The organism is Bacillus sp. 005/A4HT-01/001 (assembly GCF_004634445.1).
Classification (GTDB): Bacteria; Bacillota; Bacilli; order Bacillales; family Bacillaceae; genus Bacillus; species Bacillus altitudinis.
In genome coordinates this window covers 35,748-57,906 of record NZ_SEIZ01000002.1, presented here as the reverse complement: position 1 = coordinate 57,906, position 22,159 = coordinate 35,748, and the positions used below count along the sequence as shown (strand labels likewise).

23 protein-coding genes and 1 other annotated feature are annotated in these 22,159 nt (G+C 40.9%); of the genes, 6 read left to right on the top strand and 17 right to left on the bottom strand.

Annotated elements, in window-relative coordinates:
- The first annotated feature begins 68 nt into the window (after positions 1-68).
- On the top strand, positions 69-1,256 hold the full coding sequence (locus tag ES896_RS05855; RefSeq protein WP_135226550.1) for an MFS transporter: 1,188 nt from the start codon (positions 69-71) through the stop codon (positions 1,254-1,256).
- Between the two features lie 13 nt (positions 1,257-1,269).
- Positions 1,270-2,109: an aldo/keto reductase gene (locus ES896_RS05850; protein WP_135226549.1), complete on the top strand. Its 840-nt coding sequence runs from the start codon at positions 1,270-1,272 to the stop codon at positions 2,107-2,109.
- 44 nt (positions 2,110-2,153) lie between these two features.
- On the opposite strand, the gene ES896_RS05845 is transcribed toward ES896_RS05850, so the two are convergent.
- The 6 genes from ES896_RS05845 to ES896_RS05820 form a co-directional block, all read right to left on the bottom strand.
- Positions 2,154-3,653, bottom strand: coding sequence for an extracellular solute-binding protein (locus tag ES896_RS05845; protein WP_008343015.1), 1,500 nt, complete (start codon positions 3,651-3,653; stop codon positions 2,154-2,156).
- Positions 3,654-3,678: 25 nt separating this feature from the next.
- Positions 3,679-4,539 carry a carbohydrate ABC transporter permease gene (locus tag ES896_RS05840; RefSeq protein WP_098680761.1) on the bottom strand — a complete coding sequence of 287 codons (861 nt, stop codon included), beginning with the start codon at positions 4,537-4,539 and terminating at the stop codon, positions 3,679-3,681.
- 218 nt (positions 4,540-4,757) lie between these two features.
- Positions 4,758-5,510: an NAD-dependent epimerase/dehydratase family protein gene (locus ES896_RS05835; protein ID WP_135226548.1), complete on the bottom strand. Its 753-nt coding sequence runs from the start codon at positions 5,508-5,510 to the stop codon at positions 4,758-4,760.
- A 52-nt stretch (positions 5,511-5,562) separates the two neighbouring features.
- Positions 5,563-6,465, bottom strand: a complete 903-nt coding sequence (locus ES896_RS05830) for a dienelactone hydrolase family protein (RefSeq protein WP_135226547.1) — start codon at positions 6,463-6,465, stop codon at positions 5,563-5,565.
- A gap of 130 nt (positions 6,466-6,595) precedes the next feature.
- Positions 6,596-9,010 carry a leucine--tRNA ligase gene (gene leuS / locus ES896_RS05825; protein WP_135226546.1) on the bottom strand — a complete coding sequence of 805 codons (2,415 nt, stop codon included), beginning with the start codon at positions 9,008-9,010 and terminating at the stop codon, positions 6,596-6,598.
- Between the two features lie 97 nt (positions 9,011-9,107).
- Positions 9,108-9,329, bottom strand: a binding site (T-box leader).
- A 102-nt stretch (positions 9,330-9,431) separates the two neighbouring features.
- On the bottom strand, positions 9,432-9,761 hold the full coding sequence (locus ES896_RS05820; protein WP_008343006.1) for a DUF4257 domain-containing protein: 330 nt from the start codon (positions 9,759-9,761) through the stop codon (positions 9,432-9,434).
- 425 nt (positions 9,762-10,186) lie between these two features.
- Here ES896_RS05820 and ytvA point away from each other — a divergent pair, with 425 nt between their 5' ends.
- Both ytvA and ES896_RS05805 read left to right on the top strand, forming a co-directional pair.
- Entirely contained in the window at positions 10,187-10,990 is an 804-nt protein-coding gene (gene ytvA, locus ES896_RS05815) for a YtvA family blue-light photoreceptor (protein ID WP_019743696.1), read from the top strand.
- 283 nt (positions 10,991-11,273) lie between these two features.
- On the top strand, positions 11,274-11,972 hold the full coding sequence (locus ES896_RS05805) for a sunset domain-containing protein (protein WP_135226545.1): 699 nt from the start codon (positions 11,274-11,276) through the stop codon (positions 11,970-11,972).
- A 60-nt stretch (positions 11,973-12,032) separates the two neighbouring features.
- Here ES896_RS05805 and ES896_RS05800 read toward each other — a convergent pair whose 3' ends face one another.
- The 8 genes from ES896_RS05800 to ES896_RS05765 form a co-directional block, all read right to left on the bottom strand.
- Positions 12,033-13,343 carry an ABC transporter permease gene (locus ES896_RS05800; protein WP_058337253.1) on the bottom strand — a complete coding sequence of 437 codons (1,311 nt, stop codon included), beginning with the start codon at positions 13,341-13,343 and terminating at the stop codon, positions 12,033-12,035.
- Positions 13,333-14,031: an ABC transporter ATP-binding protein gene (locus ES896_RS05795; RefSeq protein ID WP_007501890.1), complete on the bottom strand. Its 699-nt coding sequence runs from the start codon at positions 14,029-14,031 to the stop codon at positions 13,333-13,335. Before ES896_RS05795 ends, ES896_RS05800 begins: the two co-directional genes overlap by 11 nt.
- Positions 14,032-14,052: 21 nt before the next feature.
- Positions 14,053-15,036, bottom strand: a complete 984-nt coding sequence (locus ES896_RS05790; RefSeq protein WP_135226544.1) for an ABC transporter ATP-binding protein — start codon at positions 15,034-15,036, stop codon at positions 14,053-14,055.
- The gene (locus ES896_RS05785) at positions 15,030-15,908 is read right to left on the bottom strand and encodes an ATP-binding cassette domain-containing protein (protein WP_007501894.1); all 879 of its coding nucleotides are present in this window, start codon (positions 15,906-15,908) and stop codon (positions 15,030-15,032) included. Before ES896_RS05785 ends, ES896_RS05790 begins: the two co-directional genes overlap by 7 nt.
- The gene (locus tag ES896_RS05780) at positions 15,901-16,293 is read right to left on the bottom strand and encodes a GntR family transcriptional regulator (protein ID WP_017358353.1); all 393 of its coding nucleotides are present in this window, start codon (positions 16,291-16,293) and stop codon (positions 15,901-15,903) included. Before ES896_RS05780 ends, ES896_RS05785 begins: the two co-directional genes overlap by 8 nt.
- Positions 16,294-16,310: 17 nt before the next feature.
- A complete protein-coding gene (locus ES896_RS05775; protein WP_008342991.1) occupies positions 16,311-16,490 on the bottom strand; it encodes a hypothetical protein in 180 nt (59 codons plus the stop codon).
- 267 nt (positions 16,491-16,757) lie between these two features.
- The gene (locus tag ES896_RS05770; protein WP_039956051.1) at positions 16,758-17,090 is read right to left on the bottom strand and encodes a hypothetical protein; all 333 of its coding nucleotides are present in this window, start codon (positions 17,088-17,090) and stop codon (positions 16,758-16,760) included.
- 149 nt (positions 17,091-17,239) lie between these two features.
- A complete protein-coding gene (locus ES896_RS05765) occupies positions 17,240-17,515 on the bottom strand; it encodes a YtzC family protein (RefSeq protein ID WP_008342989.1) in 276 nt (91 codons plus the stop codon).
- Positions 17,516-17,667: 152 nt separating this feature from the next.
- Between ES896_RS05765 and mnmL the strand changes: the two genes are divergently transcribed.
- Together mnmL and mnmM are read left to right on the top strand one after the other, a co-directional pair.
- The gene (gene mnmL / locus ES896_RS05760) at positions 17,668-18,633 is read left to right on the top strand and encodes a tRNA modification radical SAM protein MnmL/YtqA (protein ID WP_008342987.1); all 966 of its coding nucleotides are present in this window, start codon (positions 17,668-17,670) and stop codon (positions 18,631-18,633) included.
- Positions 18,630-19,208 (top strand): tRNA 5-(aminomethyl)-2-thiouridylate-methyltransferase MnmM, encoded by a 579-nt coding sequence (gene mnmM, locus ES896_RS05755; protein ID WP_008342985.1) that lies wholly within the window; start codon positions 18,630-18,632, stop codon positions 19,206-19,208. The genes mnmL and mnmM overlap by 4 nt, the downstream gene beginning before the upstream one ends.
- A 19-nt stretch (positions 19,209-19,227) precedes the next feature.
- Here the strand turns inward: mnmM and ES896_RS05750 are convergent, their stop codons facing one another.
- The 3 genes from ES896_RS05750 to ES896_RS05740 all read right to left on the bottom strand — a co-directional run bounded on the left by ES896_RS05750 (position 19,228) and on the right by ES896_RS05740 (position 22,158).
- Positions 19,228-20,004, bottom strand: a complete 777-nt coding sequence (locus tag ES896_RS05750; protein ID WP_135226543.1) for a sporulation protein — start codon at positions 20,002-20,004, stop codon at positions 19,228-19,230.
- A gap of 265 nt (positions 20,005-20,269) precedes the next feature.
- Positions 20,270-21,349 (bottom strand): tetraprenyl-beta-curcumene synthase family protein, encoded by a 1,080-nt coding sequence (locus tag ES896_RS05745; protein WP_019743684.1) that lies wholly within the window; start codon positions 21,347-21,349, stop codon positions 20,270-20,272.
- Between the two features lie 29 nt (positions 21,350-21,378).
- Entirely contained in the window at positions 21,379-22,158 is a 780-nt protein-coding gene (locus tag ES896_RS05740; RefSeq protein ID WP_019743683.1) for an alpha/beta hydrolase, read from the bottom strand.
- Position 22,159 lies beyond the last annotated feature (1 nt).

Below are 22,159 nucleotides of genomic sequence, written 5' to 3'. Positions count from 1 at the left end.
GTTAGATAATAACTCTTGCCGATCGGCTTCGTCTATCAAAATGTCATGAAAGAAGGATGTGAATCACGATGCAAAACAAACAAAATCACTTTGCCCTTCTCGCACTAGCGATTAGTGCATTTGCTATAGGTACAACTGAATTTATCTCTGTAGGTCTTCTGCCGATGATCTCAGAGGACTTTGGCGTGAGTGTCAGTCAGGCCGGCTGGACCGTTTCTTTATATGCGCTCGGTGTTACCTTTGGCGCACCAATTCTAACCTCACTTACGTCAACAATGAAAAAAAAGACATTGCTTCTGCTCATTATGCTCGTCTTTTTGATCGGAAATACACTCGCCACGATTGCCCCGACTTTTTCTGTACTCTTAATCGGACGAGTGATTTCAGCCCTATCACATGGCGTATTTATGTCGATTGGCTCGACCATTGCCGCAAGCCTTGTGGTGAAAGAAAAGCGGGCAAGCGCTATTGCCTTTATGTTCACTGGTTTAACAGTCGCTACTGTGACCGGTGTGCCATTCGGTACGTTTCTTGGTCATGAGCTCGGCTGGCGGACGTCATTTGGTGTGATTGTCATGATTGGCCTAATCGCACTGATTTCTAACTATTTCCTTGTTCCGTCTCAATTGAAACAGGGCGTGAAAACAACGCTTAAGGATCAAGCAGCCTTATTAAAGTCGAAAAGAATGTTGCTTTTATTTGTCATTACTGCTACAGGGTATGGAGGAACCTTTGTCGTCTTCACCTATTTATCCCCTCTCTTACAGCATGTGACAGGTCTTGCGCCTGGAACAGTTGCATTGATCCTGCTGTTATACGGAATGACCATCGCCGCTGGGAATGTCATTGGCGGAAAAGCAGCGAATAAACAGCCAATGAAGGCACTGATTTATATGTTTATCATTCAAAGTCTCATCTTGTTTATCCTTAGCTTTACTGCTGGATTTATGACACTCGGGATTGGAACTGTGATGCTGATGGGACTGTTTGCTTTCATGAATGTCCCCGGCCTTCAAGTTGCCGTCGTTGATTTTGCAGAAAGGTATACACCTGGAGCTGTCGACGTTGCTTCCGCTCTGAATATCGCTGCCTTTAATGCAGGTATCGCCATTGGTTCATTTTTAGGCGGCATCGTGACAGATACCCTTGGGCTTGTGCATACCGGCTGGGTTGGCGGCATCATGGTGCTCATGGCTGCCTTACTCACAATGGTGAGTCATCAAATCGAACAAAAAGAATACAAACAAACCATGTAAAGGAGTCTTTCATATGAACAATTTACAAAGTACAAAAACATTAAACAACGGGGTCCGCATGCCAGGATTTGGTCTTGGGGTCTTTCAGGTTGAAGAGGGAACGGAATTAATTGAAGCTGTTAAAACAGCCATTCAATTAGGATATCGCAGTATTGATACAGCTTCTATTTACGGCAATGAAGAAGGTGTTGGACGAGGCATACAACTTGGTCTAGCAGAAACAGGCCTTCGCCGCGAAGACATCTTTGTGACATCCAAAGTGTGGAATGCCGATTTAGGATATGAAGCGACACTAAAAGCATACGAAGACAGCCTGAAAAAACTTCAGCTTGATTACCTTGATCTGTATTTAATTCACTGGCCAGTTGAAGGGAAATACAAGGAAGCATGGCGCGCACTTGAAACGCTATACCGTGAAGGAAAAGTCAGAGCCATCGGTGTGAGTAACTTTCAGCCGCATCATCTAGACGAATTATTGACAGATGCGGACATCATTCCAGCAATTAATCAAGTCGAGTTTCATCCAAAACTCACGCAGGAAAGGCTGTTTACGTATTTGAAAACACATGGCATCCAAATGGAAGCCTGGTCACCACTTATGCAGGGAGAGCTGCTGCACCACCCGCTGATCATGGAGCTTGCAGGCACATACAGCAAAACACCTGCTCAAATTATTTTGCGCTGGGATGTGCAAAAAGGCGTCATTACGATTCCTAAATCAACGAAAGCCCATCGTTTAAAAGAAAATGCCGATATTTTTGATTTTGTCCTATCTGATGAGGATATGAAGCGCCTGTCTGACTTAAATGAAAATAAACGAATTGGTCCTGATCCAGACAACTTCGATTTTTAATGAAAACACCCCCGCTTTTTACTAAGCGGGGGTCTTCATGTTCATCATTTTGATTTTTTAAAGGAAGCTTCATATTCTTCTATGATTTTATTTCCACCATTTGATTTCCACTTCTCTACATCTTTCTTAAATTGTTCTTCGTTGATATCACCAAGAATGAACTTATAGGTCGCATCATCGATGATTTTCTTCAATTCATTTCCTCGCTCTGATGCTGTTTCTGAATACAGGCTTTCAGCAGGGTTAGCGACAATGATGTTTTTATTGTCTTCTTCCAGCTCTTCATATTTTGTACGAACTGCATCGCCTTTATTTTTCAAGTAACGTTTATCAATCCCTACGAGGCTGACAAGCGGCTGTACATCTGTCTGCCAGCTTTTCACTTGGCTTTCTTCCCTCACAAATGTATTTCCATCTTGTTTGTTATAATGCTTTCCATCAATCCCGTATGTCATGAGACCATACACGTCTTCTTCTGCAATTCGGTCAAAGAAAGCCAAAATTCTCTTTAACTCTGCTTCTGATTTGACGCTTGTTTTTGGGAAGGCGAAGATGCCATTATGGCCGCCTGATGCCCATACACGTTCTTTTCCATCTGGGCCTTTGATTCGGTTGATAATATCCACTTCCATGTTTTTATCTGTTGCATCATCTCTTAAGTTCACTGCATCTACCATATTTCCTACATAGATACCCGCTTTTCCTTGTGAGAACAATTCTTGCTGCTGCGTTTTGCTTGTGACTGGGAAGTCTTTGTTTATATAACCATTGTCACGCAGCTTTTTCATATATTTCATTGTATTCATATACTCATCTGTCATAAAGTCTGGCGTAAATTTGCCGTTTTCCTCTTTCCAATCTGTTGGCATTCCTTCATAAGAACCAAGCGTTTTAAATGCACCGTAAATCAAATCGTTACGGTCTGTAAAACCAATCGTATCGTCCTTGCCATTTTTGTTCGGATCTTTTTCAGTAAATGCCTTGGCTACTTCATAAAGGTCATCCAGCGTTTTTGGTGTATCCAAATTTAAATTTTCAAGCCAATCCTTTCGAATGACAATCCCTTGTCTTGAAAGTGGTCTCTCTCTATAAATGCCATAAAGCTTCCCATCGATTGAGGCATTTTTATTAATCAGTTCGTTCATCTTACTTAAATTTGGATAATCCTTTAAGTATGGACCGATTTCCCAGAACATGCCAGATCTGAACGCATTGATAGCAGATGAATTCTTAATGTCTTGAATCGTCACAATTTGCGGGAGGTTCCCTGCGGCAAGTGCTGAATTTAAACGGTCTTCTTTCACCGCATCAGGCACCCACGTAATATCAAGCTCTGTATTTGTGAGCTTCTCAATCTCTTCTAACACTGAATCTTTTGGCGGCTGCTGATGATACAAAATCGCCATCCATGTCAGTTTCACCTTTTTGTCTAAATCAACCTTTTCATCTGATGAGCTTGCTCCTTTACTTGAACAAGCTGACAGAATACCGCTTGCGGCAAATAACAAAACAAAGGCAATCAGCCATAATTTCTTTCTCCCCATAAGATCCCTCCGTTATTCCATCTTTTTAACCCTTTACAGAACCTAGTAATGCCCCTTTGTTGAAATGCTTTTGAATAAATGGATAGACAAGCAGAACGGGAATGGTCGCCACGACGATGACCGCCATTTTAATGGTTTGGTCTGGCGGCGGTGTTGATGAGCCCATATCTGACATATCTCCCTGCATACCGCTTGATACAATGACGATTTGTCTTAACAGGACCTGAATCGGCCATTTCACTGAATCGTTTAAATATAAAATGGCTGTCATGTACGTATTCCAATACGTCACGGCATAAAAAAGTGAAATCGTCGCAATAGCTGGCAAAGAAAGTGGCAGTACAATTTTAAAGAAGATCCCTAAGTCGTTACAGCCGTCCATCTTCGCTGATTCTTCAAGGCTTGCCGGAATGTTTTGAAAGAAGTTTTTCAAAATGATCAAATTGAATGCATTGATGGCCACTGGCAGAATGAGTGACCAGTAAGTATCAAGCAGCCCTAGTGTTTTCACGACAATAAACGTCGGAATCATCCCTCCGCTAAACAGCATCGTGAAGACAACGAGAAACATGAGGGTTCTTCGGCCCTTTAGCTCTTGACGAGACAGCCCATACGCCATGAGTGAGGATAAAAACATGCTGACCGCTGTTCCAACGAGTGTCACAAGAATGGATACAATCAGGCTGCGATACACAATATCTGTAGAAAAGATATAGCGATAGGCCTCTAGAGAAAACGTCGTTGGAAACAAAATAAACTTCTTTGAGATGACCTCTTCTACTGTCGCAAAAGAGGCGGCAATGACATGGATGAACGGGAGCACACATATTAATGCGAACATGAGTAGAAAAGAGTAATTAAATACATTGAACAATCGGCCTTTAATAGAACGATCTATGTTCATCACGCCCTTCCTTTGTAAGCGTTATCATTTCGTCTGAACATAAGCTGCAGCCTTTGACGATATCGTGATTAAAATGTAACAAACGGGGGAAGAAAGCGTCTATAATCATCATGACAGACCACAGAGATGATCATGCCATTCGTGCTTTTAGCCTCATCAATGAAAAGAAAAAGATCATGAGCTAATGTCATGATTATGCCCTATGCCTGATCGTTTTCTTTCAGAATTTCTGCCGTATTGACATCTGGCCTGTAGCCTAACTCCTGCTTCGTTTTCTCAGTAGACCAAGGTTTTCCTTCGTTTTCTGATACGGCATAATAAGTCCCGAATGGAACGTCCGTTTCGATGGCAGCCTTGATCATGCCGAAAAGGTCTTCATGTGAAAGAAGCGCTCGTTTCGTTCTTTTTTTGGTGTGCAATCCTTCCATCTCATCTGTCACGACGGTTCCAATTCTCAAATTGATGACAGACATACCTGTTTGATCGTGAAACAAACGCCCAAGCTGTTCGGAAGCAAATTTTAAAATGCCATACACATTTTTCGTTGCTGGTACATCATCAGTCGTAATTTCTCTCCCTAGTAAGGAGTGACCATCTTTTTCATAGCGATCTGTCACATGGTTACTGCTTGCAAAAATGACTTTTGGAATGCTTAACCTGGCCGCTGAACGAAACATATTATACGTGCTTATCCAAAACACCTCATTCATTTTTGCAAACTCCTTTTCATTCATCACATCATGCGTCATGTCTATGTTTAAAAGATGAATGATCACATCTGTATCTCTTGGAATGGCTTGAAACAACTCCTCTTCAATTGCCGCATTTGCAAAAATGACTTCTTCTACACATCTTGTTTGATCAATGATGGTCAGGTCATACTCCGAAGAGAGCTCTTTAGTTAATAAACGTCCGATGACACCACATCCGCCAATCATGGTGATTTTTTTCATCTGTTTCCTCCTTCATCTTCTATCGGAGTAGTATGTCCATGCCGTCTATTGATTACAGCCACTTTTTCAAAAAACGTGTAGCCTCGTGGCGCATAGCAGCCGTTTCAAAATGACCTGCATGTAGACCTATAAGCTGATAACGTTCCTTTAAGGAAGCAGCTTGATAGGCTTGACTTAATGTCTGTTGAATTCGTCCAACACCTTCAGCAGGTGTAAGCTGATCATGCTTTCCAACTAAGCTTAAATGCGGTCTTGGGAAAATCATTTCTTGGATGTCAGCTGCTGTAAAATGCTTAGCTAAGCTCGGTACATAATAGTAAAAACCGTGTCTATCTAAATAATTTGTTTCAATCAATGTGTGATGATCAACCTGTGCGCAAAGATCCACACACACACTGACCCTCTCATCAAGTGCTGCCGTCCACCATGAAAGAAGGCCGCCCATTGACATCCCAAAAACAGCTAAACGCTCTGGAAGCACATCAGAGCGAGTCAGCAAATAATCAATTGCACACATGCTCTCATACAGCATCATGCCCCACATCACTTTTCCTGTTAACAGCATTTCTTTGAAAATTTCACTTTCTGTTCTGCCCCTTCTTTCACCAAATCCCGCGTGGTCAATCGCCAACACACTATAACCTTTTGAAGTGAATTCTTTTGCGTATGAAGGCGCTTGCAAATAATGAGCCCCCTTCAATAACTCTTCTTTCCCATCCACATAATTCCCACCATGAGAATGCTGGAACAAGACAACAGGCCTTTTTTTCACTGTATCTTTCGGCTTCACAAAATAAGCCGGAACTTCCTCCACCCCATGAATAGAGAGAATGAGAGTTTCTACTAAGTACGATTCACGTTCCTCAATCTTTAACGTATACGCCTCCACACGATGGCGCTCTGGCATTTCCCCTAATAAACTGAGCAGTTGTTCACGTTTGCTTTCCTTTTCCATTGACGTCACTCCTCATTTTCTTGATCAACTTGTTAAATACGAGATTGATGGGGGAATCACCTTGTTTTCGACAAAATTATGTCCCGGGAAATAAACAACACCCATCGGTATCAACCGATGGGTGCGTTCATTAGTTCGCGACAATATTGACAAGTTTTCCAGGAACCGCAATCACTTTACGGATTGTTTTCCCTTCAAGCTGTTCTTTTACCCGTGCATCATTTTTCGCAAGCTCTTCTAGCTGCTCTTTTGTTGCATCAGCAGGAACCGTTAATTTTGCTTTCACTTTTCCATTTAGCTGTACGACAATTTCCACTTCATCATCGACAAGTTTTGACTCATCATATTGCGGCCATGCTTCATAAGAAATAGACCCTTCATGACCAAGTTTGTTCCAAAGCTCTTCCGCTACATGCGGTGCAATTGGAGAAAGAAGTTTCACAAAGCCTTCTGCATATTCTTTCGGTAGTGTGTCAGCCTTGTATGCATCGTTGATGAACACCATTAATTGTGAAATCCCAGTATTGAAACGTAAGCCTTCATAATGATCTGTTACCTTCATGACGGTTTCATGGTAGCTTCGCTCTAATGGCCCGCCAGATTGCTCTGTCACTTTATCACTGATGGAGCCATCTTCATTTGTAAACAGACGCCATACACGATCTAGGAAACGACGAGCACCATCAAGACCTGTTTCAGACCAAGCAATTGACGCATCTAAAGGCCCCATGAACATTTCATACAGTCTTAATGTATCTGCACCATGAGATTCTACAATATCATCTGGGTTGACAACGTTCCCTTTGGATTTACTCATCTTTTCATTATTTTCTCCAAGGATCATTCCTTGGTTGAACAATTTCATGAACGGTTCTTTTGTTGGGACAACACCGATATCATACAAGAACTTATGCCAGAAGCGCGCATATAGAAGATGCAGTACAGCATGTTCTGCTCCGCCAATATACACATCAACCGGAAGCCATTTCTTCAGCTTTTCAGGAGATGCAAGTTCTTCTGTGTTATGTGGATCAATATAACGTAAGAAGTACCAGCAGCTACCTGCCCATTGTGGCATCGTATTGGTTTCACGGCGTCCTTTTTTACCTGTCACTGGATCGACAACCTCTACCCAATCTTTAATATTCGCTAAAGGTGATTCACCTGTTCCGCTTGGCTTAATCTCAGTCGTCTTAGGCAAAATCAGTGGAAGCTCTTCTTCTGAAACAGCTGAAGATGTTCCGTCCTCCCAATGAATAATTGGAATTGGCTCTCCCCAGTAACGCTGACGGCTGAACAGCCAGTCTCTTAAACGATAAGTGACTTTCTTTTCACCTTTTTGATGTTCTTCTAGCCATGCAATCGCTTTTTCAATTGCTTCTTCTTTCCCTAAGCCGTTTAAGAAATCAGAGTTGATGTGCTTTCCATCACCTGTGTAGGCTTCTTTGTCAATGTCTCCGCCTTCAACAACCTCTTTGATTGGAAGATCGAATGTTTTGGCGAATTCATAATCACGCTCATCATGAGCAGGAACTGCCATGATCGCTCCAGTGCCATATGTGGCTAACACATAATCTGCAATCCAAATCGGCATCTTTTCCCCATTCAATGGATTGATGGCATAAGCACCTGTGAAAATGCCCGTTTTCGTTTTAGCAAGATCTGTCCGCTCTAAGTCACTCTTAGATTGAATTTCTTTGATATATGCTTCAACTGCTTCTTTTTGATCAGCTGTTGTAATTTTTTCAACTAGTGCATGCTCTGGTGCAAGAACGGCATATGTTGCACCAAATAGTGTATCAGGACGTGTTGTGAATACCGTAAACTGTTCGTCATGTCCTTCTACTTCGAAGTGAACATGTGCACCTTCAGAACGTCCAATCCAGTTGCGCTGCATATCTTTGATGCTTTCAGGCCAATCAATGTCTTCTAAATCTTCTAACAGCCTGTCCGCATATGCTGTAATTTTTAGCATCCATTGCTTCATTGGACGTCTTTCAACAGGATGTCCTCCGCGCTCACTTTTCCCATCAATGACTTCTTCATTTGCAAGGACTGTACCGAGTGCTGGGCACCAGTTTACAGGTACTTCATCAATATACGCCAATCCTTTTTCGTACAATTTCAAGAAAATCCACTGTGTCCATTTATAATAATTCGGATCTGTCGTGTTAATTTCTCGATCCCAATCATACGAGAAGCCTAATGATTGAATTTGGCGGCGGAAATTATTAATGTTCTCTTCTGTAAATGCAGCTGGATCATTTCCTGTATCCAGCGCGTATTGTTCCGCTGGAAGACCAAATGCGTCCCATCCCATTGGATGAAGAACATCGTATCCCTGCATACGTTTCATACGTGATAAAATATCCGTTGCTGTGTATCCTTCAGGATGACCTACATGAAGCCCTGCTCCTGATGGATAAGGAAACATATCTAGCGCATAAAACTTTGGTTTATCTTCCGAGTCAGATGTGGCGAATGTTTTATGTGTCAGCCAATAATCCTGCCACTTCTTTTCAATTTCCCGATGCTGAAAACTCAATGTGAAAACCTCCTTTAATATGTACGGCTTTATCTGCTCAGATGACCACTGCAAGAATTCAGATTTTTCTAAAATCAACAAAAAACCCTCATCCCTGGAAAGGGACGAGAGATTTTTTGGTTCCCGCGGTACCACCCTTGTTAGCGTCATGAACTGTTCATACGCTCACTTAATATCTTTAACGCAGACATGCGACAGAAGCTTTAACGCAACTGCAACTCTGAGGCGAGTTCAGAAGCAGATTTGATTGACTTTCACCAGCCGTCAATTCTCTAAAGACAAATACTGCTTTCCTACTACTCCTCTTCACTGTTCTTATCGTAACCGTCATCTAAGTAGTATTTTATAGAATTATGATCATAAGTGCAAGCAGGTTTGTATACAATGGGAATGTACCCTAGACTAGGGTAAAGTGAGGATATTATTCGTGTGGAGATCGGTTATGACGGTTGGAGCCTGCATCCTGTGAACGTTCTTCTCTCACAAAATCGAAGCTTCGCAGAACTGCTTCTCCTCCGTAACCTGAAATAATGGATAAGATGATCAAGTGCAGACTAGATTCGGGATTTGAGGATAAGACAAGCAGTGTAGCAGCAATCATCCCAACGAGCCAATCTTCAATAAACCCTAGATAAATAAACTTCTTTGTCATTCTGGGCTTCTCTAGCCTGCCTTTTTTCTTTACGTGACCGAGAATGCCCATGACCCCTCCAATGGCGCAAGCAATAATGACTTGTTGCAGCATTTTCATCACCTTCCTAAAGCCCTTAGAATAGTAAAGCGACTTCAGGCTGTCCAGCCCCCTGTAATGCCATTCTGCTGTTCCGTCATAATCCATGTAAAAGGTCTATTCTCTCTAACGAAGAAAAAAAGCTTGTTTCTTCCATTATATGTGAATGACCCAAAAACAATCTTGATGCATTGGAATCATTTTCACCTAATCCATATTAACTATTTTTGTCATTTTATGAATTTTCCTCAAATGATCCCTTCTTTTTCTAATGAAAAGTCTCCTTACTTACTCTATTCTAATGGAGGACAAACTATGATGACAAATTTAACAAAACGATTGCAATCATTGAAACAGAACATATGTTATGTTACGTTTAAAAAGAATTCATTTGGTTTTAAAAAAACCATCTTAAATGTCTGATAGTAGCAGCAAAGGAGGGTAATATGGTCAGCTCGAACATCTTCGGCTTGCAAAAACAGCTTGAACTCATAAAAAAAGCGCTGGATCATGCGCGGATTGGTGTTGTCATTACAGACCCTTCTTTAGAGGATAACCCTATCGTTTATGTGAATCATGGCTTTACACAAATGACTGGATACAAACCAGATGAGATTCTTGGACGTAATTGTCGATTCCTCCAAGGAAAAGACACAAATCAAGAGCAACTTGACTTAATACGTCACGGAATTCAAAACAAAACACCTATTACCACACAGCTCAAAAATTATAAAAAAGACGGTACTTTTTTTTGGAATGAACTCAATATAGATCCTCTATACATTGAACAAGATGACAAAACATTTTTTATTGGCTTTCAAAAGGATATTACAAAACAGAAAGAATATGAACAACTCCTAGAAGATTCCTTACAGGAAGTCACCTCTCTGTCGACGCCAATTGTCCCAATCAAAAATGGTGTTTCCGCTCTTCCACTCATCGGAAAATTATCAGAAGAACGCTTTGATGCCATCGTCGCGAAGTTAACTTGTATATTAGAAGATTCAAAGGATGATTATTTAATTGTCGATCTTTCTGGTTTAATAGATGTCGATGATTCCGTTGCAACGCGAATTTTCAAACTGCATCACCTGCTGAACTTAACTGGAACTGAACTCATCATCACTGGGATCAAACCACAGCTTGCGATGAAAATGAAAGACTTAGATACAGACTTCCAGAGTACGATCACTTATTTAACGGTAAAAGAAGCAATCAAAGGATTGCCATTAGCTGAAAACCCTGTATAAATAGGGTTTCAGATTGTTGACAAAGGGCTAAAATGATCTTTATTTTAGCCCTTTGTCTTCTTTTCAGTGTGATAGAAAACCTTTGCAGCCCTAGGAAGGACGAGTACCGGAGCGGAGCGAATTTCACATTCGTGAGCACCGGCACACAGGACTGACACCGAATGCGAGGGTTTGTCTACACGCTGAAAACCCTGTATAAACAGGGTTTTTTTAATTGAACCGCTCCCCAAAATGGAAAAATGAGGTATGATAGGTATAAATAGCGATATAGGGGGGCTGCCAGATGATGATGTTACTCATCATAGGTCTTTTATGTATTTGTTTCGCCATAGGATATGCCGTCAATTTCTTATTACTTAAACACCAAAATCAACAAATCTTTTCAAAAAAACTCTTCTATCCTTTTTTGACCATTGGTCTTGTTTTTTCTATTATGTCATTACCGTTTGCCGGCACAGGTGCTCCGAAAGCACAAGCAGATCCATCTTCTGAACAGCTGCTGAAAGAGCAAAAACAATTAGCATCTGACCTTTCTCGTCTAAAGGAAGACAAAGAAACGCTGACGGCCTCTTTAGACGACGTGACCAAAGAAAAAGAAAAGCTATCCAAGAAATTAGAAACCATCACCTCCGAAAAGAAGACAGTCAAACAGCAAGAAAAAACCATCCATGAGCTTGAAGAGAAAATAGACAAGCTAACCTCTACAAACGAAACACTCAAAAAAGAACACCAGAAAGTAAACAAAGACACCACGTCATCGGCCCAGCGATCTGCTCCTAAAGATGATGGGTCGAATACTGGCGGTCATGAGTCACAAAAAGAAACAAAAAAAGAATCTGCCGCCTGTAATATTAAAGGAAGTGTCAACGGCATATATCACACACCGAGCAGCAGATACTACTCACGGACAAAAAACGTGACCAAAATGTTCTGCTCCGTAGAAGAAGCTGAGCGTGCAGGGTACCGGGCACCAAAGCAATAGACATCTTTTGACGATAAAAAAACCTCCTGTCAGCCCAATATAGGTACAGGAGGTTCTTTTTTAAATTTCTCTTCTTAGTGCTGTTAATACATTCGTTTTTGTCGCCTTACGTGCTGGATTGAGCCCAGAAATAATGGCGACTCCTGCACTAATCACTGTTGCTGTGACCACAAGGCTTAGCGGAATATAGGAGAAGGTGATCGAGAATTGATCACTGGATCCCCCTTCAGACATGGAAGACAAAATCGCTGGAATGATTAAATTCACTGCAAAACTAACGATGTACGAGATGATGATCCCGATGATCGATCCAATCACTCCAATATAAGCACTTTCCATGAGGAACATTCGCTTAATAATGGAAGGATTCGCACCGATGGCTTTCATGATCCCAATCTCTTGTGTCCGCTCTGTTACGGCCATTGTCATCGTATTGAAAATGCCGATCGCCGAAATAATGACCGCAATACATCCAACAAAGATGAGTCCAATTTTAAAGACTGTAAAGAACATATCCATTCCTTCAAGCTGATTCGTCACAGAGATGACTTGATAGCCGTCATCTGTCAGCTTATCTGTGAGCGCACCGACATTGTCGAACTTATCAGCATAGACAGACGTCATTTTTTCGACATTTCCAGCATCAGGAGACAGATCGAGCACTTGACTAAATTCTTTTTCATAAGCATTCGGAATAAGAATTTTATGATCCTGCTGCCACTCCAAATTCGGTTTCTTCAATACACCGACGACACGGAAATCGAACGTCTTTTCTTTCACCACTTCATTTTCTTCATTCAGTTTTGGCACCTTGATTTGAATGACTTTGTTTAAAATTTCCTTCGTATAGCCTTTTGGCTCTTCCGGTGTCTCTTCACCATTTGATGTCTGATTCATTTCTTTTTCATAGTCTTTTCGTTCTTTTTCCGTCCAAAGTTGTTCTGCCATATGATACCCAACCACAATTTCATTCGCCGATGTTGGGACTTTTCCACGGTCTAGTTCAAGACCTGCCTCTTTTTCTTCTTTCATATCTGTCAGTACAGCCTGCGTATCACTTGAGCGATTATCGAGCTCGACGTGAACCGATGGAATGATTGACGTTCTTGCAACGACAGATTTCGCATGATCATATTTCTTTAGATCGTCGACCTTGACGTCCCCTTTTTCTTTGCCTAACACTTTAATTTCTGTGATGATTTGTTGTTTCATGATTTCATCTTGAGCCGATTTTTGCAGACCAAAACCAACCGACGCTAGAACGATTAAGAAAGAGCATGCCATTGTCGTTGCAAGTATGGTCATAAACACACGCAATCTATTTTTCTTCATATTTCTTCTGATGAATTTGACCTGATCTCTAAATTTCAATGGACTGATCCCCTTTCTTTAATACACCATCATGAAGCTGGAACGTTGTGTCTGCGATTGAAGCGACTTCATCGTCATGTGTAATGATGACAAATGTAATTCCTTTTTCACGATTAAGCTGCTGGATAAAGGCTAGAATTTCGCCTTCAGTTTCTGAATCCAGACTGCCTGTTGGCTCATCCGCTAAAATAATAGACGGATTAAGGATCAATGCTCTTGCAATACTCACACGCTGCTGCTGTCCACCTGACAGTTCATTAGGATAATGTCCTGCGTGATGTTCCAGTCCAACTCGTTTCAGCATTTCCTTTACTTTCACTTTTCGTTCAGACGGTTTCACACCTTTTAAAGTGAGCGGAAGTTCAACGTTCTCATATGTTGTTAAACTCCCGATCAATTGAAAGCTTTGAAAGATAAAGCCAAAATGATCTAACCGAAAGTCTGCCCATTCCTTCTCATTAAAGCCGGTCACATTGGTACCATCAACCATAATTTGTCCGCTTGTTGGCGTAATATATCCCGATATTAAATTCAGTAAAGTTGATTTCCCCGAACCGCTTCGTCCGACGATACATGCAATTTCGCCTCTTTTAATAGACAAGTCAATGTCTTTGAGCACAGGAATCTCGTTCTCCCTGCCCTTTTTCCCAATTTTAAACACATGATCTAACGATTGAATTTGAATCATCTCTACTCCCCTGCTCTCTGTTTATCTTTTTCGATAGATTAAGAAATAACTCGTCAGTGCGCCTACAGCTCCACCGATGCACATCCCAACAAAATATCCAACTAATGAATCTGAGGAGAAACCAACCCAGCCAAACCCTAAGACGCCAAACACGATCACCATAATTTGAATTGGGCGATCCATTATTGAATAAAGGAAGAATCGGCCATTTCGTTCAATTGGATGTTTAATAAAGCTAAACAAGCCAATAAGGTAAAATAGCAACATCATGACAATTGGAACGATGTATTCTTCACCATTGAACCAAAGCGGATATTCCTGATAAAAACTGTTAGCTGTAATATAAGTAATGGGGGAAATGGGCGTGATCAAGAAATTAAAGATTTTATCCAGCCACATCCCGCTTGTTTTAAAGATAAAATCTAAATGAAGGATTGGTAAACCAATCACTAAGTAAGGTAAAATAGCTGTACTAAATCCAACGATTGCTTGAGAAATAGCACTCCCTGTTAAAGCACCTGCTGCAAAAAACAAACTATAGATCATCAAGGCTGACAACAGTGCAAAAACATAAAGACTGTTGAATCCAGGTGTCTCTATTGGCCCAAGACCTAATTTTAATAAATAAATGAGAAGGTATGAAACAGCATGAACACTTGCAATAATTCCAGCACCTAAGAAAAATTTTGTGTGAAAGATGGAACTTCTACTAAACGGCAAGGATACGGTAAAGTCCATCTGCCCTTTATTTCTTTCAAATCCTAGCTGAATCACAGCAAAAAATACGCCCATGACCCATGAAAGTGAGAGAAATGCGTCCGTCTTAAAAATATAAGTGAATGTTGTTGTATCCATTAGACAGTCTCGGTTTTCCAAACAATCTTGAAAGGTTGAGTAATCCATTAAGAGGGATAATGGCGTCGCAAAGACCGCAACAAGCATCACTAAAATGAATGTCAGCTCAGACTGCTTCCATTCCTTATATAACAATTGCCGCTTTACCATCTGCGTTTCCCTCCAAACTTTGCAATGAATACTTCTTCTAAATTTACAGGCAGTTCATGCCAGACTTTTGGTTCAAGCGATTTCAAATACTCTTTTGCTTCTTCATCTGTTTTGAGTACAAGTGCTGTATAGAACACACCCGCTTGATCTAAGATGGCAACGCCTTTTTTTCTAATACTTAAGTTCATATCCTCTTCAAATGCCATCTGGATTTTAACGTAGTCATTCTTTAATTCGTCTAAATCCATAACACTTGTGAGCTGATTTCCTTCCAAAAACCCGATTCGGTTACACATACGCTCAATATCCTCTAAACGGTGAGATGTAATTAAAATCGTTGTTTGTCGTTCTGCCACCTCGTCAATCATCAGCTGAAGAACGTCATTTCTTGTGACTGCATCAATCCCATCTGTCGGCTCATCTAACAAAATGACTGCTGGTTTGATGGCAAAACTTAAAATGAGGGACAGCTGTTTCTTTAAACCTGTCGACAATTCACGGTATTTCACTTTTTCCGGAATCTCATACCGGTTCACAAGCTCATTGGCATATGTCACGTCAAACTTTGGATACAGTTGTTTTAACAGCTTCACAAGCTGTCCATAATTGTACCGGTCAAAGTAGGGATTTACGACTGGCATATACACAATATTTTGCTTCACTAACGGGTGGTCTTTTACGAGTACATCTTTAAAATAAATCTCTCCTTCATCTGGAAGAAGGATTTGCTGAATCAAGCGAAGAAGTGTTGTTTTACCAGAGCCATTCCGGCCAAGCAGACCAAAGATCTCTCCTTCGCCTATCTTGAAGGAAACGTTGCTGAGTACTTCACGTCCATTTAATTTCTTTGATACATTTCTGACCTCAATCAACTTGGTTTCCTCCTTTTAGACTTGAGCCGATCTCCTCCAACCACTCTTTGAGTTGATGAATATCAATACCGGCATAATGAGCTTCAATAATGAGTTGCCTTAATTGCTCCTTCATCTCTAACACCTTCCCTTCATTCAGCTTTAACTGTGCACCTTCTGTCACATACGTTCCACGGCCTCTTAATGTTTCAATAATTCCTTCCCGTTCAAGCTCTTTATACGCTTTGCTGACGGTGTTTGGATTCGCAATAATAATGGTGGCAAGCTCTCTCACAGAGGGCAGTTTGTCACCTGGTTTCATCACGCCTTTTAAGCACAAAATTTTTAACTGCTCAATGATTTGTTCATATATTGGTGCAGCGCTTCTTGGATCTATTTGAATCATGATGGCTCCCTCTTTTCTCATTCATGCTTTTGCAGTCCTATCGCTTGATCATGTCCTTGCATTAAAGGGACCGAATTTGGAATGAAATCTTTTTGAACTTCAAAACCAATGAAAACGAGAACGAAAAAAAATGTACATGCTAACGCAACAGCCAGCACCATCCACTTTAAATTGATTGGTTTTTTTTCTTTTTTCATGGTTAAACACCTTTCTTCACGTTTAAGTGTCTATAGTGTATTAGTTGATATAGTACACTTAATACAATATAGACACTTGATTGAAAAGTCAAGGGACTCTAGAAAAAAATAGGCAGACGAACCAGATAAAATTTACGAAACTACTCAAAAGCATTCGTGAAGTCAGGTTTGCATCTGATTTAGGGTGTTCAACACGTTCATCACTTTCATAATCGCCTGAAAAAGTGCATAATAAAAGACCCCGAATATTGAGGTCTCTACAATGTTTTAATTAGATACTATTCCTTTGTTTTTGGACTTGCTTTTGAACAGGATTAGCACCCACCATACTAATAAAAATATATAGCCTATAACTGTAAAGATAGACCAAACTGCCCCCTGTCGCAATTGACTAAATAAGTGTTCAAATTCATTCATTCCTTCTACTCTACCAATGCTATTTATCAGGCTAATCATCGGAATTGTAACAGTAAATACAATGGTTAGAATGGACAATCCCCTATGTTTATTTTTCACGACACTGAATATTGCGGTTCCTAATGTTGTTAAGAAAAACAAATAATATAATGCCCAAAACCAATTAGGAAGAGTCTCCCACATTTCTTCTACCCCCTTGAAGATATTTGCAATTTCTATATATAACATACTTTAACAGAATAAAAACCTATGACAAATATATATCCAAAAACAACAATCTTTGCGAAAACAGCCAAAAAATAAAACAGACCCTTAAAAGAAGGATCTGTTCATCATTCGTTATCGTATGAAATACCCAAAATCATTTGGTTTTGAAGACTTTGAATTTGTACACGCGTTCTGTCTAAACGTTCTCTTTGCTGATCATTGGCGACATCTTTTAACTTTTCTAATTCATTCACCGCATCCTCAAGCATGAGCTGCGCTTTTGAAAATTCTTCTACGTTATAATGTTCTTGGCGAGAGCTCAAATCAAACTGTTCGCTTGCAAACTCAAGAGTCTCAGTGCTTTTTTGGACAAATTCATCGATTGATTTTCTAGTTGCCATCTAGCCATCCCTCCATTTCATCATTGCTCTCGCCTATTTTGCCCACGTAAAGCTTTTTCACTAAAGAAAATGTTGGACAGATTCAATTGTCCTCTTTCGTGATTTTTGTTAAACTTTAAGGATGCCTATTATTATGCAAGGAGGTTACTGACTTGGATCAGCATAACCCTTTTTTATATTCAAACAGCGAAAAACGTTATCACACATGGAATTATCATTTGCGTGAGCACTTTGGTCATAAAGTATTTAAAGTCGCATTAGACGGCGGCTTTGATTGTCCAAACCGTGATGGTACTGTCGCACATGGAGGCTGCACATTTTGCAGCGCAGCAGGATCTGGTGATTTTGCAGGGAACCGGGCGGATGATCTCATCACTCAATTTAATGAAATCAAGGATCGGATGCATACAAAATGGAAAGACGGAAAATACATGGCGTATTTCCAAGCTTACACAAACACACATGCGCCGCTTCCTGTTTTAAAAGAAAAATACGAAACCGTCATGAATCTGGATGGAGTGGTTGGTTTATCGATTGCCACAAGACCTGATTGCCTGCCAGATGACGTGGTGGAATATTTAGCTGAGTTAAACGAACGGACGTATTTATGGGTTGAACTTGGTCTACAAACTGTGCATGAGCGGACAGCGATGCTCATCAACCGTGCCCATGATTATGAATGCTACGTAAAAGGTGTAGAAAAACTGCGAAAACATGGCATTCGAGTCTGTTCACATATCATCAACGGTCTTCCTCTTGAAAACCGAGATATGATGATGGAAACAGCAAAAGCTGTCGCTGATTTAGATGTGCAAGGAATTAAAATTCATCTACTTCACCTGTTAAAAGGAACACCGATGGTAAAGCAATATGAGAAAGGCAAACTAGAGTTTCTCAGCCAAGAGGAATATGTCCAGCTTGTCTGTGATCAGCTGGAGATCCTGCCCCCAGAAATGATTATTCATCGTATTACAGGCGATGGTCCCATTGAATTAATGGTAGGTCCAATGTGGAGTGTGAATAAATGGGAAGTGCTCAATGCCATTAATGCTGAGCTTGAAAGACGTAACAGCTACCAGGGCAAACGCTTCGTCAGATTGGAAGAAGCGGCAAAATGATTTTAAAACGGATGCTCCCTTTTAGTAAAGAGCTGTTAGAACGTGCTTGTCAAAAAGGCGATATTGTCATTGATGCAACGATGGGAAATGGCCATGATACACGCTATTTAGCTGACCTTGTCGGGAGAGATGGACAAGTTTTCGCATTCGATGTACAGAAGGAAGCCATTGAGCAAACAAGCATAAGACTCGGTGAGCACTATCCAAACGTTCACCTGATCCATGACGGACATGAACAACTTGCTGAACATCTGCCAGCGGATGCTTATGGCCACATATCTGGTGCAGTGTTCAATCTTGGATATTTACCAGGAGGCGATAAAACCGTCACGACTCAGGCACATACGACCATTGAAGCGATCAAACAGCTCATGGATTGGCTTAAGCCTGGAGGTCTTATCGTTCTTGTGATTTACCACGGTCATCCCGAAGGAAAAAAAGAGAAGGACATCCTTCTTGATTATTGCAAAACACTCCATCACGAAGAAGTACAGGTAATATCTTATCAATACATGAATATTCAAAACGATCCGCCCTTTGTGGTAGCCATCGAAAAAAAACTCAAATCCTCTTAATGGATTTGAGTTTTATTATTTAATAAGCGTATTGGTCAATGATTTCTTCAAGCACTACTTCCAGCTCTTCTGCATCTGCAAGCTCTGATTGAGTAAAGCGGACACGTACAAGCTGTTCTCCGTCATTATACATTTCTTCCAGCCAGCCACGCAGCCCTCTTGCTCTACGGTCGACTTCAAAAATGATATCTAACCCCTCTTCATCAATGAAGAAAATCACCTCTAACTCATCAAGCATTTGACGATAATAGTCGGAAGTCGGTATGAACTCAAATTCTTGAACAAAGGGAAGGCGGCGCCTAAAATAAGGTGCTTCTTCGCAGTCTGCTTCATGAAGGTGAAAGCCTAAGTTTCCAACAGCTTCAAGCACACGATTCACCCAAGGGTGTGCGTTTACAAAAATGCGGTCATGATCAAATTTATCAATACCACCTTGAATATCAAGGTCTGTCACAACAGCAACCTCTACTTTACCTACAGTCATTGGTGTATCAAGAGGAAGGTGAAACGAGAATGTAAACTGCTGAGCTTCCGCAGGCTGAATCGTGAATGATTCAGTCACTCGGACAGAATGGATGGTTGTGTGTTTTCGTTGCTCTTCATCATCTTTTACAATGGTGTACCATGTTTTCAACTTTAAATCAATATAGCGAATATCTTGAGGCACTTTTCCGCCCTTCACATGGACTGTTCCCTTTACTTCTTCTCCCGGTTCATACGCATCTTTCTCCAAAATTGTATCCACTTTTGCTGCACCGATTCCTACACTTGCTGCAAACTTTTTAAAAAATGACATATTCGACCTTCCCCTTTTTTAAGTTTTTCAACAAATATACGTCATAAGGAGTAGATACGATTCATTCTATCCATGCTTTTCTCCTATTTTTCGTACACTAAGAATAATATCGGCAGCAAATAAGAGGATTGTAACGAAAAAAGAGGATACGTCTGATCATGGTTCGCCTTAAAAAGTGTACATCGCCCAAGCAAAACCGTTCAAAACAAAAAAGCTTGTAGAAAACCATTTTGTTTTCTACAAGCTGATGAGCTTACTTTATCCTTTATGAAGATTTCATCCAAGGCATTTTCTGATAGGTGCGATAGGCTCTGCCATTGATATAGAAAAAGAACGATGTTTTCCCGCTTGATTTGATCAACCGCTTTGCCAGCTTGTTCATCTCTTTTTGGGCTGTCACTTTTTCATCAGACAAATAGACCGCAAGTAACCCTCTATTGATTAGTTTGTGAAAATTCTCGTGTGGAATGCCTTTCAGCTGTTCATCCGCTTTTTCAATAAAATGCTGTAGTCTATCCATCATCTCATGATGAGAGTTGTAGTACGAGCAAAAATTCAAATCGCCTTCCAGCCTGTCCTCTTCTTGGTCGATTAAATAGTCCAGTAAGATGTGCAGACCTTGAATATAAGGGAAATAACTTTCGTAAATTTGCTTCGCCTGCTTCTCTGTAAAATCAGGCTGCAGTGCATAAGCCACAAGACAGAAAATGCCCAGCGTTGATCCTGCACATGCGGAAAACTCATACCACTCCATCTTCGGTAAATCCTTTTCATACTGGCGGAACCATGACTCTAATCGAGGTTCACGCTCATGAGGAACCACATGCTTATGTACTTGTAAATCACTATAATAATCACACAGCGTATGTAAATAGGGCTGAATGATCGGATAATGCGCTAGACGTGATAACACATTTTGGCATGTCCTAACAAGCGCATGCAGATATCCATGATCCTCTTGATCATCACGGAATTGATAGTACGGCTTAAGCTCCGCATGAATATCGAGTGCATCTCTCATCGCTTGATGCAGCATATGAAAATCCTTTGGATCAAGTGATGTACTGCGGTCACACAAGTTATCTAAGTAATCGCTAATCGTTTGGTACGCCACAATGAATTCAATACACGTTTCCTTCGCTTCACCTGCAAGAAGAGATAAAATTCCCCCGCCTTCACAGTGAAAGGTTTTACTGGATATGCTCGCTAGTGCCTGCGTTCTCAGTTCTTCATTTTCAATCATTTCTGCATGAGCCCGCCACTTTTTTAGCTCCTGATGAACTAGCGGAAAAATATCTTTATACACCTTCGTCATCAGTGCAAAAGGACGTTCTGGTACTGACAAATCAATCCACCCCCAACTTAAGCTCACAATCAAATATATTGATCAGTAAAGGCTCTTGCCGCCTTAAACACATCTTCTCGCTCGGGCTCATTAAAAATTTCATGATAAAGCCCTTCCCATTCACGGTATGATTTATTGGTTGATTCAATGCCATTGAACCATTTCATCACTCTTGTTTTATCTACAATCTTGTCATCGCCTGCCTGCATGAGCAGGAGCGGAATCGACCGAAAGACATTCGTAGGCTGCATCGCCGCATCGATATTTTTGACCAGTTCTCGATACCAGCGAACCGACACCTTCGTCACATAAAGCGAATCATTCGAATCCGCCTCAATCACATCTTGATTCCGTGTGGCAAGTTCGATCGACAGCCCAGATTCGACTTTAAAAGACGGCGCCAGCACATTTAGCCCTTTTGACGCAAAATCCATCAGCTTCTTCGGTTTAAATTGCAGACCTAAACAAGGTGATGATAAAATAAGGCCATCAATCTTCGTATGGGTATACTGCTTGAACCATTCAATCGAAATCAGTCCCCCCATACTATGTCCAAGTAAAAATGTCGGAAGTCTGAACGACTTCGCATGTTCAATCCATTCATCGACTGTATCAATGTATTCTTGAAAAGAACGAATGTGGCCTCTCGCACGTGTCGATGTCCCTTGCCCAGGCAGGTCACCCATGACGACGTGATAGCCTGCATTTCGCCACATTTCGATCAGCCATTTATATCGGCCATGATATTCACTAGCACCATGTACAATGACAATTGTACCAACCGGTCTTTCAGCATGCCAAGTCCACAAA

Bases quoted from the DNA above. Each gene is read 5' to 3' on its own strand.
- ES896_RS05855 (WP_135226550.1), top strand. From the start codon at position 69: ATGCAAAACAAACAAAATCACTTTGCCCTTCTCGCACTAGCGATTAGT.
- ES896_RS05850 (WP_135226549.1), top strand. From the start codon at position 1,270: ATGAACAATTTACAAAGTACAAAAACATTAAACAACGGGGTCCGCATG.
- ES896_RS05845 (WP_008343015.1), bottom strand. From the start codon at position 3,653: ATGGGGAGAAAGAAATTATGGCTGATTGCCTTTGTTTTGTTATTTGCC.
- ES896_RS05835 (WP_135226548.1), bottom strand. From the start codon at position 5,510: ATGAAAAAAATCACCATGATTGGCGGATGTGGTGTCATCGGACGTTTA.
- ES896_RS05830 (WP_135226547.1), bottom strand. From the start codon at position 6,465: ATGGAAAAGGAAAGCAAACGTGAACAACTGCTCAGTTTATTAGGGGAA.
- ES896_RS05820 (WP_008343006.1), bottom strand. From the start codon at position 9,761: ATGAAAATGCTGCAACAAGTCATTATTGCTTGCGCCATTGGAGGGGTC.
- ytvA (WP_019743696.1), top strand. From the start codon at position 10,187: ATGGTCAGCTCGAACATCTTCGGCTTGCAAAAACAGCTTGAACTCATA.
- ES896_RS05805 (WP_135226545.1), top strand. From the start codon at position 11,274: ATGATGATGTTACTCATCATAGGTCTTTTATGTATTTGTTTCGCCATA.
- ES896_RS05795 (WP_007501890.1), bottom strand. From the start codon at position 14,031: ATGATTCAAATTCAATCGTTAGATCATGTGTTTAAAATTGGGAAAAAG.
- ES896_RS05790 (WP_135226544.1), bottom strand. From the start codon at position 15,036: ATGGTAAAGCGGCAATTGTTATATAAGGAATGGAAGCAGTCTGAGCTG.
- ES896_RS05780 (WP_017358353.1), bottom strand. From the start codon at position 16,293: ATGATTCAAATAGATCCAAGAAGCGCTGCACCAATATATGAACAAATC.
- ES896_RS05775 (WP_008342991.1), bottom strand. From the start codon at position 16,490: ATGAAAAAAGAAAAAAAACCAATCAATTTAAAGTGGATGGTGCTGGCT.
- ES896_RS05770 (WP_039956051.1), bottom strand. From the start codon at position 17,090: ATGTGGGAGACTCTTCCTAATTGGTTTTGGGCATTATATTATTTGTTT.
- ES896_RS05765 (WP_008342989.1), bottom strand. From the start codon at position 17,515: ATGGCAACTAGAAAATCAATCGATGAATTTGTCCAAAAAAGCACTGAG.
- mnmM (WP_008342985.1), top strand. From the start codon at position 18,630: ATGATTTTAAAACGGATGCTCCCTTTTAGTAAAGAGCTGTTAGAACGT.
- ES896_RS05750 (WP_135226543.1), bottom strand. From the start codon at position 20,004: ATGTCATTTTTTAAAAAGTTTGCAGCAAGTGTAGGAATCGGTGCAGCA.